The 12577-nt window shown below is 63.2% G+C and carries 19 protein-coding genes; 10 read left to right on the top strand and 9 right to left on the bottom strand.

Features of this window, described 5'->3' with window-relative positions; all coding sequences use genetic code 11:
* The first annotated feature begins 52 nt into the window (after window positions 1-52).
* The 3 genes from HSEST_RS04050 (at window position 53) to heR (ending at window position 2064) form a co-directional block, all read left to right on the top strand.
* A complete protein-coding gene (locus HSEST_RS04050; protein WP_229122292.1) occupies window positions 53-283 on the top strand; it encodes a hypothetical protein in 231 nt (76 codons plus the stop codon).
* Window positions 280-672 carry a PIN domain-containing protein gene (locus HSEST_RS04045; RefSeq protein WP_229122291.1) on the top strand — a complete coding sequence of 131 codons (393 nt, stop codon included), beginning with the start codon at window positions 280-282 and terminating at the stop codon, window positions 670-672. The genes HSEST_RS04050 and HSEST_RS04045 overlap by 4 nt, the downstream gene beginning before the upstream one ends.
* A 585-nt stretch (window positions 673-1257) precedes the next feature.
* The gene (gene heR, locus HSEST_RS04040) at window positions 1258-2064 is read left to right on the top strand and encodes a heliorhodopsin HeR (RefSeq protein ID WP_267491907.1); all 807 of its coding nucleotides are present in this window, start codon (window positions 1258-1260) and stop codon (window positions 2062-2064) included.
* A 170-nt stretch (window positions 2065-2234) separates the two neighbouring features.
* Here the strand turns inward: heR and sepF are convergent, their stop codons facing one another.
* Window positions 2235-2594 (bottom strand): cell division protein SepF, encoded by a 360-nt coding sequence (gene sepF / locus HSEST_RS04035; protein WP_229122289.1) that lies wholly within the window; start codon window positions 2592-2594, stop codon window positions 2235-2237.
* A 170-nt stretch (window positions 2595-2764) separates the two neighbouring features.
* Here sepF and HSEST_RS04030 point away from each other — a divergent pair, with 170 nt between their 5' ends.
* Window positions 2765-3034 carry a DUF5827 family protein gene (locus tag HSEST_RS04030; RefSeq protein ID WP_229122288.1) on the top strand — a complete coding sequence of 90 codons (270 nt, stop codon included), beginning with the start codon at window positions 2765-2767 and terminating at the stop codon, window positions 3032-3034.
* A complete protein-coding gene (locus tag HSEST_RS04025) occupies window positions 3031-3840 on the top strand; it encodes an ATPase (RefSeq protein ID WP_229122287.1) in 810 nt (269 codons plus the stop codon). Before HSEST_RS04030 ends, HSEST_RS04025 begins: the two co-directional genes overlap by 4 nt.
* A gap of 2 nt (window positions 3841-3842) precedes the next feature.
* Here the strand turns inward: HSEST_RS04025 and HSEST_RS04020 are convergent, their stop codons facing one another.
* On the bottom strand, window positions 3843-4421 hold the full coding sequence (locus HSEST_RS04020) for an MBL fold metallo-hydrolase (RefSeq protein WP_229122286.1): 579 nt from the start codon (window positions 4419-4421) through the stop codon (window positions 3843-3845).
* A gap of 46 nt (window positions 4422-4467) precedes the next feature.
* Entirely contained in the window at window positions 4468-5802 is a 1335-nt protein-coding gene (locus tag HSEST_RS04015; protein WP_229122285.1) for a DEAD/DEAH box helicase, read from the bottom strand.
* Between the two features lie 122 nt (window positions 5803-5924).
* Here HSEST_RS04015 and HSEST_RS04010 point away from each other — a divergent pair, with 122 nt between their 5' ends.
* On the top strand, window positions 5925-6341 hold the full coding sequence (locus HSEST_RS04010) for a VOC family protein (protein WP_229122284.1): 417 nt from the start codon (window positions 5925-5927) through the stop codon (window positions 6339-6341).
* On the opposite strand, the gene HSEST_RS04005 is transcribed toward HSEST_RS04010, so the two are convergent.
* Together HSEST_RS04005 and HSEST_RS04000 are read right to left on the bottom strand one after the other, a co-directional pair.
* Window positions 6338-6937 carry an RPA family protein gene (locus HSEST_RS04005; protein ID WP_229122283.1) on the bottom strand — a complete coding sequence of 200 codons (600 nt, stop codon included), beginning with the start codon at window positions 6935-6937 and terminating at the stop codon, window positions 6338-6340. The genes HSEST_RS04010 and HSEST_RS04005 overlap by 4 nt on opposite strands.
* Window position 6938: 1 nt before the next feature.
* On the bottom strand, window positions 6939-7874 hold the full coding sequence (locus HSEST_RS04000; protein WP_229122282.1) for a replication factor A: 936 nt from the start codon (window positions 7872-7874) through the stop codon (window positions 6939-6941).
* Between the two features lie 184 nt (window positions 7875-8058).
* On the opposite strand from HSEST_RS04000, the gene HSEST_RS03995 reads away from it, so the two are divergent.
* The gene (locus HSEST_RS03995) at window positions 8059-8340 is read left to right on the top strand and encodes a DUF7091 family protein (RefSeq protein ID WP_229122281.1); all 282 of its coding nucleotides are present in this window, start codon (window positions 8059-8061) and stop codon (window positions 8338-8340) included.
* 10 nt (window positions 8341-8350) lie between these two features.
* Here the strand turns inward: HSEST_RS03995 and HSEST_RS03990 are convergent, their stop codons facing one another.
* The gene (locus HSEST_RS03990) at window positions 8351-8500 is read right to left on the bottom strand and encodes a DUF7557 family protein (RefSeq protein ID WP_418886541.1); all 150 of its coding nucleotides are present in this window, start codon (window positions 8498-8500) and stop codon (window positions 8351-8353) included.
* Window positions 8501-8612: 112 nt separating this feature from the next.
* On the opposite strand from HSEST_RS03990, the gene HSEST_RS03985 reads away from it, so the two are divergent.
* Complete coding sequence (locus HSEST_RS03985; protein WP_229122279.1) at window positions 8613-9611, top strand: mannose-1-phosphate guanylyltransferase; 999 nt, start codon at window positions 8613-8615, stop codon at window positions 9609-9611.
* Between the two features lie 72 nt (window positions 9612-9683).
* A complete protein-coding gene (locus HSEST_RS03980; protein WP_229122278.1) occupies window positions 9684-9992 on the top strand; it encodes a DUF7116 family protein in 309 nt (102 codons plus the stop codon).
* Between the two features lie 40 nt (window positions 9993-10032).
* On the opposite strand, the gene thyX is transcribed toward HSEST_RS03980, so the two are convergent.
* Window positions 10033-10776, bottom strand: coding sequence for an FAD-dependent thymidylate synthase (thyX, locus tag HSEST_RS03975; RefSeq protein ID WP_229122277.1), 744 nt, complete (start codon window positions 10774-10776; stop codon window positions 10033-10035).
* 114 nt (window positions 10777-10890) lie between these two features.
* On the opposite strand from thyX, the gene HSEST_RS03970 reads away from it, so the two are divergent.
* Window positions 10891-11322, top strand: a complete 432-nt coding sequence (locus tag HSEST_RS03970) for a DUF5788 family protein (protein ID WP_229122276.1) — start codon at window positions 10891-10893, stop codon at window positions 11320-11322.
* Here HSEST_RS03970 and HSEST_RS03965 read toward each other — a convergent pair.
* Complete coding sequence (locus tag HSEST_RS03965) at window positions 11314-12000, bottom strand: RAD55 family ATPase (RefSeq protein WP_418886532.1); 687 nt, start codon at window positions 11998-12000, stop codon at window positions 11314-11316. The two genes, HSEST_RS03970 and HSEST_RS03965, sit on opposite strands and share 9 nt — an antisense overlap.
* Window positions 11984-12568, bottom strand: coding sequence for a response regulator transcription factor (locus tag HSEST_RS03960; RefSeq protein ID WP_229122275.1), 585 nt, complete (start codon window positions 12566-12568; stop codon window positions 11984-11986). Before HSEST_RS03960 ends, HSEST_RS03965 begins: the two co-directional genes overlap by 17 nt.
* Between the last annotated feature and the right edge of the window lie 9 nt (window positions 12569-12577).

Genomic DNA, 12577 nt, shown 5'->3' with positions numbered 1-12577 from the left:
GTCCGAACAGCAGCCGAAGATTGATCAATGCGTATATCCGAGTATACGGTATATGAGTAAATCAGTTCGTATCTCCGAGGAATTCCACGAGTTCGTGAAGGCTCACAAGCGCGAAAACGAGACAATGGAAGAGACGCTCCGCCGGCTCATTGGGGGGCCTCAGCCCGAAGACGTCGCCGGGATACTCTCGTCAGAAACGGCAATGACTATGCGAGATCGTCTCGAAAACAAGCACGAGACGGATGCCGAAGAGAAACACAAACTCCGGGAGCGGTTCGAGTGATCCTCGATACGTCGTTCCTGATCGATCTCTTCGACGGTCGCGAGGGGGCGTTCGAGAAAGGCATCGAACTCTCCGAGACGAAGACCGTTCGGCGGGTTCCTTCACCGGTCGTTATGGAACTCTCGTACGGTGTCGAGTTCGGCGACGAAGACGAACGGCGGAACGTCAGGAACGCGCTCCGGATGTATCCGGTCGTCGAACAGAACGAGACGATAGCCCATCGCGCCGGACAGCTACTCGCGCGGGCCGACCAGCAAGCTGACGGTGAAAGCGGCATCGACAAAGTCGACCCAATGGTCGCGGCAGTCTCTGACATCTACGACGAACCTGTCCTCACCGACAACGTCGGGGACTTCGCAGCGCTCGGAGTCAACGTCGAGACGTACTGAGACGTTGGTGACCTCCTCCTCGCCGTGAACGGAGAGGGATAGAAGATCCCTCAGGCAGTCGGGCTACGCCCGACGACGGCGAGGCTTCCCGAACCGCACCGCAAGCGTTGGGAGATTTACTGGTTTGCAGACTGGTCGGTATGACCGGTCTCCTGGCGGGGCCAGACCGCCGTTACTCCTATCCTAAAAGGATTCGGAGTTACCGCACTTTGGGAATCCAGCGACCCGAAGGGGGATTCCTTCGAATGTAGATTCCCTGAATCCGATATTATCCGTTTACTTGGGCGGTCAGACCGCCTCGGTGTATGTTATACTATGTATGCAAGAAATATAAATCTCAGGGTGAAGAAAGCGTGGTAAATGAGTCCTGAAGTGGACGCGATTCACGCCCGCCGTGAACAGAGAGGAATCGAAGATTCCTTAGGCAGTCGGCCACAGGCCGACGACAGCGTGGCGTCGAAGACGCCACGAGCAGACGGCGCGAAGCGCCGTCGACGGCGGGATTCTCTCGCTGAATCAAGATAGCAATCAACGACAGCCACAACCACCAACAGAGATATTGCCACGCGCTGTTTTAGTTGATTTATGTCTGCGCCAGGTACGACCGCGCTCGGAGACAATCGGACGTCTGCACGAGACACTCGGCTCCGTCTGTGGAACGGTGTTATGGCTATCCTCCACTTTCTGCAAGGGTTGGCGATGGTGATCCTGGCCGACAAGGTGCTGTGGCCGATCACACGGACGAGATACGGTTTCAACGCCGAAACCGAGACCATCTTTCCGACCACAGTCTCGTTTATCGACGCGAACCTCCCGCTGCTCGTGGCCGGCTTCCTGTTCATTTCCGCGTTCGCGCATACCGCCATCGCGACCGTGTTGTACGACCGGTACGTCGAGTATCTCGACCGGGGGATGAATCCCTACCGCTGGTATGAGTACGCTGTGAGCGCCTCGCTGATGATCGTCGTCATCGGTATGCTGGCCGGTGTCTGGGATCTCGGAACGCTCGTCGCGTTGTTCGGACTCGTCGCCGTAATGAACCTCAGCGGACTCCTGATGGAACAGCGCAACGAGTCGACCACCGAAACTGACTGGATGCCGTACTGGGTCGGCGTCATCGCCGGGATCGTGCCCTGGATCGTCATCGCGATCACCTTTATCGGGACAGTGACGGCCAGCGGCGGTGAGTTCCCCGAGTTCGTCATCTACATCTACGTCTCGATCTTCGTCTTCTTCAACCTCTTTGCGCTGAATATGGCGCTGCAGTATCTGGAAATTTCGCGGTGGAGAGACTACCTCTTCGGCGAAAAGATGTACATTCTGCTGAGTCTCGTGGCGAAATCCGCCCTCGCGTGGCAGGTGTATTTCGGTACGCTGAACTCCCCGATCTGAATATCGGGATCGCGAGAAACCCAGCCTCTCGCTATGTTGTCTCCGGTCTGGTGGGTCACCGAAACTGCGGGATGAACAGTCGGGAGAAAGTGACGAATATGCGAGTGGCGCCATATTCGCCCGCTATCCCGAATTGGGAATCACTATCCGAACAACGATCAGCAGACGGACTACCGCCCGAGTCGCTCGCGGCTGATCGCCACGCCCGAGGGCGTGATGATCAACTGGTCGTCGTCTTTCTGGACGATGTCGCCGCCGACCTCGCCGGCGACCTGCTTGAGTTCGTCCGTGATGTGTTCCATCGTCTGGTCCTGGGTCGTGTGTCGCGTGATGTCCGCGATGACGATGTCACCGTCGTAGACGGCGTCTTTGATATCGATCACGTCCTGCTGATCGCTGATGCGTGCGATCCGCACTGTGGTGTCAGCGTCGGCCGTGTCAGTTTCGAAGTCATCGGCGCTGAGTTCGACGTAGTCGTCGGTTCGCCTGGACGATCCGGACTCCCCCAGGATTTTGCTCATCAGTCCCATATACCATCCAGCGGCGCCTGCCACAATAGGTTTTACGTCCACAGTCGCCCGTGTCTCCCTGCGGCGCGATCCCGCAGCGACTAGTGAACCGCCTCGGCCTGCTCCGACAGTAGGTTGTCTCGGTCGTTCCGTTTCGAGAGGTTTAGGCGTCGCTCGACCGAAGCGGGTGTATGCCCAGAGACCGATCCGAATTCGACGATCTGCGACCGCTCGAGTTCCGAGAGCCGAGCGAGGTCCTCGATCCCGAGAAGATGTACACGATCTACGAGGTCGCGCGCCTGCTCCAGGGCGTCGATCCGGACGCCGAACTGGACGTCGAGACCGAAAACGTCCTGCTCGACTGGGCGATCCCGTGGATGCTGAAGTACAGCTCGGAGTTCGTCTTCGCCGAACCGGCCGGCGACGCCGAACCCGGCCACTACGGCCTCGCCGAAGCATGAACCTGCTCGTCGCCGGCTCCGAGCAACTCGACGCCGGGAAGACGACCTTCTCAGTCGGACTGGTCGAACGGACCGGCGCCACCGGCTACAAGCCCCGGGCCGGCAACGACTTCTGGTACAGTCACGACGACGTGCTGGCGGCCGCCGAGGACGACGCGCTCTACGGCAAAGACGCGCGAAAGCTCGCGGCTGCGGCCTCCGATGGCGTGTCGCCGCCCGATATCAACGCCGTCCACCGTCTCTGGCGGCCCACGCCGGGCGGCGTCGGCGGCGTGCTCGAACAGGACGGCCGCGAGTTCCTCCTCGACCGGGCCGGGGACACCTACGTCGTCAACGGGACGACGACGATCCCCGACGTCGTCCGCGAGTCGTTCCCGGTCGAATCCGCGATCGCCGTCGAGTCGCTCGCGGCGTTCAACGACGCGATGGAACGACACCACCAGCCGGCCCAGGCCGATCTGCGGGCGGAGATCGAGGCCCGGCCACTCTCAGTCGTCGAGTCCTACGGAGCGATCGCCCGGCCGCTGCCGGAACTCGATCACGACGCCGTCGCCGTCGTCGAGCCGCGGCGGGTGCGGATCTACGACGGCCGCCGCTACGACAAAGGGTGTTCAATCGCCGGCGGTTCGCCCGGTCCGGACCGTGGCACGCTCGAAGAGCGCGTGACGGACGTCACGGACCTGATCGATCCGGTCGAGACAGTCGCGTTGCCGCCGCTTTCCGCCGCGGTCCGGGACGATCCGGCCGCAATCGCCGAGGCCTACGACCCGGCGTACGACGCGCTGCTTTCGGCTGCGGGTTCGTAGCGCTATCCGAACCTGGCCGCCTGCGCCGCGAGCTCGACATGTTCGTAGGGATCGCTGTCGACGCTCGGGCCGTGCCCGCAATGCATCTCCCCGAGCGTCTCGTCGACCGTCTCCCGGACCCGTTCGATGCTCTCGATCAACAACTCTCGATCACCCTCCGCGAGATCCGTACGGCCAAAGCCGCCGTTGGCGAAGATCAGATCGCCCGCGAACAGGATTCCCGATCCCGGAGCGAAAAAGCAGAGGTGGTCGTCTTTGTGCCCCGGCGTGTGGAGCGCGGTGTAGGCGTCGTCGCCGAGTTGGACGGTCTCGCCGTCCGCGATAGCGTGGTCGACGCCAGGCTGGTCGGGATCGTAGCCCCAGACGTCGACGTCGAACGTCTCGACGACGCTGTCGAGGTTCCCGACGTGGTCGGGATGGGTATGTGTGAGGACGACCGCGTCGATGTCTTCGACGTGTTCGCGCACGGCCCCACAGACGTCGAAGTCGTTCCCGACGTCGACCAGGACGGTCCGCTCGCCGGTGACGAGAAAGACGTTACTCGTGAAGACCTGTTCGCCGGCCGCGAGGTTCGGTATCATACGTGATCGTACACCCAGGAGCCGCTTGTGCGTATCGATGGCGGCGTTATCGGCGCCGACTCGCGACTCGCTGTTCGGCCGTCTCCTCGGTGACGACCTCGTACAGTAACGCCCGCGAACCGTCCGCTGTCGGCCGCAGAATGCGTCCCAGTCGTTGCGTGAACTCACGCTCGCTCCCGCTGCCCGAGAGGAGGACGGCCACGTTCGCGTCCGGCACGTCCACCCCCTCGTCGAGTACATTCGCAGTGACGATCCGTGAGTACGTCCCATTGCGAAACGCCCGCAGGATCTCCCGGCGCTCGTCGGCACCCGTCTCGTGGGTGATCGCCGGCAACAGGAACCGCTCGGAGAGTCGATAGACCAGATCCGTGAACGCCGTGAAGACGATAATCCGGTCCTCAGCGTGCCGGTCCAGCAGGTCCGCCAGGACCTCGAGTTTCCGGTCGGCGTTCATCATTACCTCCCGCGCCCGCTGTTTGGCCAGCAGTGCCTCGCGGGCGGCCGGATCCGTTCCCGACCGCATCACGAGTTTACGGTAGTCCTCGCCGCTGCGAAGCTGGATGTTGGACTGTTGTAGGTAGTCCGTGAACGTCCCCTGGTGGCGCTCGTACACCTCGCGCTCTTCGGGCGTCAGTGCGACCTCGATCCGTTTGATATCGTACGCCGCCAGATGATCACCGGCCAGTTCCTCGGGATCGATCCCGACGACGCGAGGGCCGACGAGGTCTGCAACCGACTCGTGTGCGCCGTCCGGCCGTTCGAACGTCGCCGTCAGTCCCATTCGGGCAGGGGCCGCGAGCAGCCGAGCGATTTCCTGATATCCCTCTCCGCCGAGATGATGCACCTCGTCGAAGACGACGAACTCGAAACGGTCGCCCAGTTCCGCGCCCCGGAGATACGCCGAGTCGTACGTCGACACCGTGATCGGTTCGATACGTTGTGTCCCGCCACCCAGTTGCCCGACCGGTCCGTCGTACTCCCGGGACAGCTCCTCGCGCCACTGCTCCAGGAGATCGATCGTCGGGACGACGATCAGCGTGGGGACCGCAAGCGCCGCGAGAGCCGCGATTGCGATCACCGTCTTGCCGCTCCCGGTCGGCAGCTCCAGGACGCCGCGGTCGTCGGCGTCGCGCCAGGCTTCCAGAGCGTCGCGCTGGTAGTCCCGAAGTTCGTAGGCCGTCTCGAACGCGACCGACTGCGTGTCGAAGACCTCGTCCGCGTACTCGATCCCTCGCCCGTCGAGCCACGCCCGCAGTTCCGGATACCGAAACGCCGGCGCCCTAGCCGTTTCCGTCCGCGGATCGCGCTCGACAAAGGGGAGGTCCGGGACGATACCGTCGATCCTGATCGTCCCGTCCTCGTAGGTGAGCCGCGGCGCCATCGATTCGGCGTTGGCCGGTCGGGAGCATAAATCGACCGCTCGAAGCGACCGGAACAGTCACAACCGAACCGAGTCGGACCGATGTCGACGCCGTTTAGCCGGTCGCCGCCCCCGTCTCGGATATGGACCCGACAGCACACCACTACGGCATCACGGTCTCGGATCTCGAAGCGAGCGTCGCCTTCTATCGCGACGTACTTGATCTTGAGGTGCTCGCGGAGTTTGCCGTCGGTGGCGAGGCATTCGCGACTGGCGTCGACGTGCCCGGAGCCAGCGCCGAGTTCGTCCACCTGGACGCCGGCGACGCCCGGATCGAACTGGTCAGCTACGAGCCGACCGGCGAGTCACAGACGAACGGTTCGCTCAACGAGCCGGGCGCGACGCATCTCGGTCTCGCCGTCGACGATCTGAACGGCGTCTACGAGGGGCTTCCGGACGACGTGCCGACGCTCAGCGAGCCACAGACGACCGAAAGCGGGACGAAAATATTGTTCGTCCGTGATCCGGACGGGAATCTCGTCGAACTGCTGGAGACCTAGGGACTGGCTTCGGTCGCCGTCTCCTCGTCTTCGAGGGTTTCCAGCGCTTCGAGGGCGGACCGGCGGTAGTTCTCGACCGGCAGTTCGTACTCCTCGCGAGCCATCTCGGCGTACTCGTAGGCACTGTCGGACTCGAAGCGCTTGATGCGATCGAGCGTGCGCTCGGCCGTCTCGACGACCCAGCGGTCGCGGGTCGTCTCGTCGACGCTCGTGATGGATTCGGGCCGGACGGAGACGTTGACGTCGCCCTCGTCGGTCTCGTAGGTGCGGGGCTTGCCGACGACCGAAACGTAGGCCGGCGGCTCCAGCTCGCGCAGCATCGCGGCCGCGTCGGGCTGATACTGGCCGGCGTAGACGAAGAACGTGTCCCCGTTCGGGTCGACGATCCGTCCCTGCCAGTACTCGCTGTCCTCGCCGACGTCCTCGGTCTCGGTCAGGGTGCCGACGACGAAGATCCGGTTGGCCCGCTCGCCCGTCGGCAGTAGGACGTACAGCGGCGCCCGGTCGTCGTCGCTCTCCTTGAACGAATACGTCGCGTCGTTGAACTCGCGTGCGAAGACGCGTCGCGCGACTTCGCGGGTGGGTGCCGAACTCATCTCAGATCGACCTCGCTTTGATCAGCGCGCTTTCCGCATCGACCGGATCGTCCAGGACTTCCAGATCGTTCACCAGGACGTACCGCCCCAGGGTCGGACCGGTGACCCGGTAGTACCGACCCAGCGTGTCGGTCTCCATCTCGTCGGCGACGACCGTCGTGTCCAGGGCGTCCATCGCCATGTCCTTGGCCTCCTGGAGTTCGATCCCGGTCAGCTCTTCGGTGGCCTCTTGATCGAAGATGATCTCCTGGACCTCGTTGCCGTCGTCGAGTACGCCCTTGATCCGCAGGTCGAACTCGCCCTCGACTTCGCCGTGCTCGCTGCAGCGGCCGTTCTGGAGGACGCGCGTGCACCCCTCTTCCGGACAGCGTTTGATCAGGCCGCTGCCGCTCTGGATGTCGACCAGTGCGCCTTCGACAGTGACGGTATCGTCGCCGACCTCGATGTCTTCTTCGAGTTCCTCGATCGTCGTCGTCCGGTTGAGTTTCACCGAGTAGTCGCCCTGGTACTCGTCGGTGACGACGTTGCCCAGGTCGTAGACCTGCCCCGCTTCGAGGGTCGGCAGGTCGGATTTGGCCCACTTGGTGAACTTGATCGTCCCGGACTCGTCGCCCAGGAGCCCGACCTGTGCGATCGAGTCGCTCCGGGGTTCCCAGAGGTCGGTCACCTTCGCGGTGAGGTCGACCCACTGCTCGGCCGTGTCGATGTCGGCGATCTCGACGCGCTCGTTGCCGCCTCCACCGCCGCCGAGGTCGTCGCGCTCCATGTCGGCCTCGTCGAGGTAGCCGTTAGTAACGCTCCGGCGTGCCTCTTCGACGGGGACCTTGTATTCGTTGACCAGCGTATCGAGGCGCTCCTCGACGTCCTCGACCGTAATGTCGAGCTGGTCGGAAAACTGCTCGTGTATCTCTTCCGCTTGGGTACGCAAATCAGTCATGTTCTCACTGTCTCCGCTGTGTTTTCGATGGGAGACATCTGGCAGTTGGTCGTCATCGCTGATAAACCCTCGGCGACCACGGTGAAAGTGAATCGACCCAGCAGTCGCTCACCGGGATACGACAGTCGCCGGCACGGTTGACGATTCCGGAACAGACTTCCAGCGGCCGCCCTGAACGGGCGGTATGGACGACGATCGGCTCGCACGGTTCCTGCGGACGAGGGTCCGGTCAGCGGGTCAGCAGTTCGCACAGGCCCGCGCGGCCTACCAGCGAGCGCGAAACGCTGCGGCCGTCGATCTCCCGGTCGATGAAGAGGGAAACGCGCGTCTCGTCTGCCGTCGCTACGCCGAGCGTCGGGCCGTCCCGGTCGACAGCGACGGAACGCCGTCGTGTTTCGAGAGCGGCCATCCCGACTGCGAGGGCTGCCGCGAGGACATCCGCGAGGGTCGCATCGAGACGTGGTAACTGGTCCGCTCTATTCCGAGTATCCTTCCTGGAGGAACGCACCTTCGGTCTCGTAAACCGAGACCAGTTCCTCAATGAACTCCTCGTAGGATTGGCCCTCGTCCGTGTGGGCGTCGAGGCGCTCTTTGAGATCGTCGCTGATTTCGAGTGTGTAGGTCATTGGGATCACGCCGGATCGACCGGCTCGTTCGAACGTTTCTCGCCCAGCCACATATATCGACCTGCCGTCTGTCGCCGTGCGTTCTTTACCCGTCGGGCGAGGACAGGCGGGCATGGACCGACCGATTGCGGCCGTCGTGCTGGCCGGCGGCACCGGAACGCGTCTGTACCCGGCGACCCGCGGAGACCGACCCAAGCAGTTTCTCTCGTTCGGTGACGAGCAGTCGATGCTCGAAGCGACCGTCGAGCGCGCCGGCTTCGCCGACAGGGTGTACGTCCTCACCCGGCCGTCGTTCGCCGCCGACGTCGAAGAACTCGTTCCGTCCGCAACGGTGCTGACCGAGCCAGCGCCGAAGGACACCGGCCCGGCGCTGGCCTACGCTGCCCACCGCGTTCGCGAGGAACTGGGACCGTGCGCCATGCTCGCGCTGCCGAGCGACCACCGCATCACCGGCGAATTCGAGCCAACGGCGCGCCGGGCCTGTCGCGTCGCGACCGACACCGAACGGCTGGTCACGATCGGTGTCGAGCCGGACCGGCCGGCGACCGGCTACGGCTATATCGAACCGGGACCCGACCGCGATGAGTTCTACGAAGTCACGTCGTTCACCGAGAAACCCGATCGAGAGACCGCCGAGCGATACCGCAAGCGCGGCTACTACTGGAACAGCGGGACCTTCGCGTGGACGCCGGACGCGTTTCTCGACGCCGCCGGCGACACCGAACTCGAACCGCTGGTGGATGCCCTCGACGGCGGTGACCCACAGCGAGGGTTCGAGGCCGTCCCGTCGATCAGCGTCGACTACGCCGTGCTGGAGTCCGCCCCGAACGTGGCCGTCGTGCCCGCCGAGTACGGGTGGGACGACCTGGGAAGCTGGGACGCGCTCGCACGCGTGCTCGAACCCGACGACGACGGCAACGTGACACTGGGCGAGTCGCTCACCCTCGATGCCTCGAACAACGTCATCGCTACTGACGGCCACGTCAGTGCCGTCGGCGTCGAGGACCTGGTCATCGCGAGTTTCGACGACCGGACGCTCGTCGTCGACAAAGACGACGCACAGCGCGTGCGTGAGGTCGTCGATCAATTGAGAACCGATGGAACGTTCTGATTGACTGTCAGTTCTATCCAGGAGCTGTCACGTGTCAACACTTAATATACTGGCCGGAGTAGTCAGTCCCGAATGGGGACTGTTAGCACACGTCTCGACTCGCAGGCGCGGTCGATTTTCGACGACCTGGGGTACACGGTGTCGAGCGACGGCGACGAGATCACGGCCGAGCGCAAGTGGCGTCGCGTCCACGTGACGCCGATGGCCGAACCGGCCGAGGTGCCGTCCTCCGGACGGTATCGGTGTTTCGTGACGCGCGAGGGCAACTGCAGGGAGCTCGAACGACAACTGCGACGCCGACAGCCGAACTACGACTGGGCGATCATGGGGATCGACGAGACCGGCGAATACGAGGTCTACACGACGAAAACGGGCTGGTAGCGGCGACTGCAGGCCGGTGACGACGGCCGAAGGCTGATCGTCAAGGTGCGAGCCGGTTCTTGCGATTTTTCATATGCTCGTTGTAGTACTCGAATGTGATCGGCGCCCACTCCTCGGCCAGGTCGAGAATCTGCTCGGTCATTTCCCGAATTTCCCACTGAGCGTCGGCAGCGGCCCGCATATCGCCGATATGCATCAACATACGGGGGTTCATTGTCATCACGATGTTGACCTTCGTGCCGATCGGGAGGACAAAGCGGGCGTCCTCGGGCGGCATGCCGAGTTCGAGCAGGTCCTGATAGGACTCGACGGCATTGGCGACGGTGTCGGCGAAGATCTCCTCGCGCTTTTCGACGGTCTCTTCGTCGACAGGGCCGGTGTCCTGGTTGCGTCCGACCCAGTCAGGATCCGTGGCGGATGGGGGATAGACGACGAGTTCCCCCTCGCGGACTGCCTCGGGATCCACATCGTCGAAGGAGACGTAGCGCATCGACTGAATGTCGAAGGTGACGTGGCGGTGGCGGGTGATCTGGGCCATACACGAGCGGCTGACCCCTTCGATGGCGAAGGTGGCGTGGGGATGCTCGAAGGGCCCGAAGTGACCGTGCTCCAACAGGTGCGTGAGCAGCGTCTCCTGTTTGTCCTCGAGGGAGTCGCCGTCGATCGTCGACATGACCTCCTCGAAGGACTGGTCGGCGATGAACTCCGAGGCGTAGTCGTTGCGCGCCGCCTGGCAGATCAGTTCCTCGGGATCGTCGGTCGCATCGAGTAAGCGAACGTCCATACCCACGTTCGATACCGGCGGAGAGATAATACCTGCTATCCAGCCTGCGACGAGGTCGCATCTCGAGACGGGGAGAACCGAAAGACTGGCTTTGCCAGGCCGTCCAGTACAGGTATGACCAGCGAGACAGACGGCGAGGTCGTCTCCGAGGAGCGTCGATCGGAACTCCTCGATCGGATCTCGAAACGCGGCGCGACGATCGGCGAACAGATCCCCGAGGAGGTGACGATCGACGGCCAGACGATCGCGCTGCGGTCGTTCGTCTGGGAGACGAAAAAACAGGGAGTCGTCCCGCCGGAAAAACGCGAGAGCGTCCAGGAGGTCCGCGCGACGCTCAACCGGGAGCGTGATCGACTCAAGAACCGACTCCGAACGGAGGAGGTCTCACCCGACGAGGCCGAGGAACTGGCCGATGCGATCGTCGGGCTCGATCGGGCGATCTCCGCACTAAAGAGTCTCCGTGAACCCGATCTCAAACAGCACGCACACGAGGAATACGTCGAAAGCAATCGCCGCTGGGTCAACTTTATCGACCAGCTACTGTAGGGGCTCCCAATCGGAGGGCGAAGACGTCAGCCCGACGACTCGCGCTTCGCGCGTGCCGTCCCGTTCGCGGATCTCGATCATTCCGTCGAAGGCCTGCTTGATGACCTGCAGCGTTTGATCGTCGTGTGCACCCGAATCGATCGTGAACAGCCCGAGATAGCCCGCCGCGTCCAGCCGCGAGGAGAGAACGTGACAGAACTTGAAGACGGTCTTGCGGTCGGTGTAGGTCAGCATCGTCGACAGCGACGAGAGAGCGAGGCGGCCGTTCTCGACGCCGCTCTCGTGGAGCCCCTCCAGGGCTTTGGTGATCCCGATCCCGATACCCGTCAGATCACCGGGCGAGGAGACGTGATGCGTGTAGACGCCGCTGTCGGTCGTCTCGCCGCCGGACGCATCGGAGACACAGTCGATCACACCCAGCGGAAACGACTGTTGTCCGGTCCGCTCGCTGAAGTCCGCGACGACGCTGTCGGCCCGATCGCCCGTCGAAACGATCACCGCGCCCTCGTTCTGTTCGACGCCGTCCGCCAGCATGTCGTATGCGAGTGCCTCCTTCCCAGTCATGGCCGGTCCCGAGATGAGAATCGTGGAACCGGGCCTGACCGAGGCCAGTGCGTCGATATCGAGTACGTTGGTGAGATCGTACATTGTCCCGGTTTGATCAGTGTTCGTCGCCATTGCCGAGCCCCCTCAGAGTCGCGATGAAATCGTCGTCGTCCTCGATACCCCCCAGCGTCTGTGACAGGTCGTCCCGCAACTCGTCGATTCGCTCGGTCAGTTCCTCGTAGTCGTCGCTCTCGGCGAGTTCGGCGCTGCTCTTTGTCGCCTCCAGCGTCGCCTGCTTTTCGACCAGCGAATAATATTCCTGGAGGAGTCCGTCGTAGGCCGACCGTTCGAGCAGGTTCTCGACCGTCTCGTGCAGTTGCTCGCTGCGGATCGGCTTCGTGAGATACGAGTCGAACCCCATCTCGAGGATGTCGAAGTCCGGTTCGACCGCCGTTACCATGGCGACCCGGCATTCGTAGCCGCTCTCGCGGATCCGCGAGAGGACCTCGTCCCCGGACAGCCCGGGCATCATACGATCCAGCAGGACCACGTCGACGTCCTCATCGAGCATGTCGAGAGCTTCGTCGCCGTTCTGGGCCACGCGGACCTCGTATCCGTCCTGTAACCAGAGATTATACGTCTCGGCGACGTCCGGTTCGTCTTCGACGATGAGCACGACGGGTGCGTCGGGATCTGACATCAGCTCTCT

The sequence above is a fragment of the Halapricum desulfuricans genome (genome assembly GCF_017094465.1).
In the GTDB taxonomy this organism is placed as follows: Archaea; Halobacteriota; Halobacteria; order Halobacteriales; family Haloarculaceae; genus Halapricum.
The sequence above is the reverse complement of the archived record's forward strand: the minus strand, read 5'-3'. Positions and strand labels throughout refer to the sequence as shown.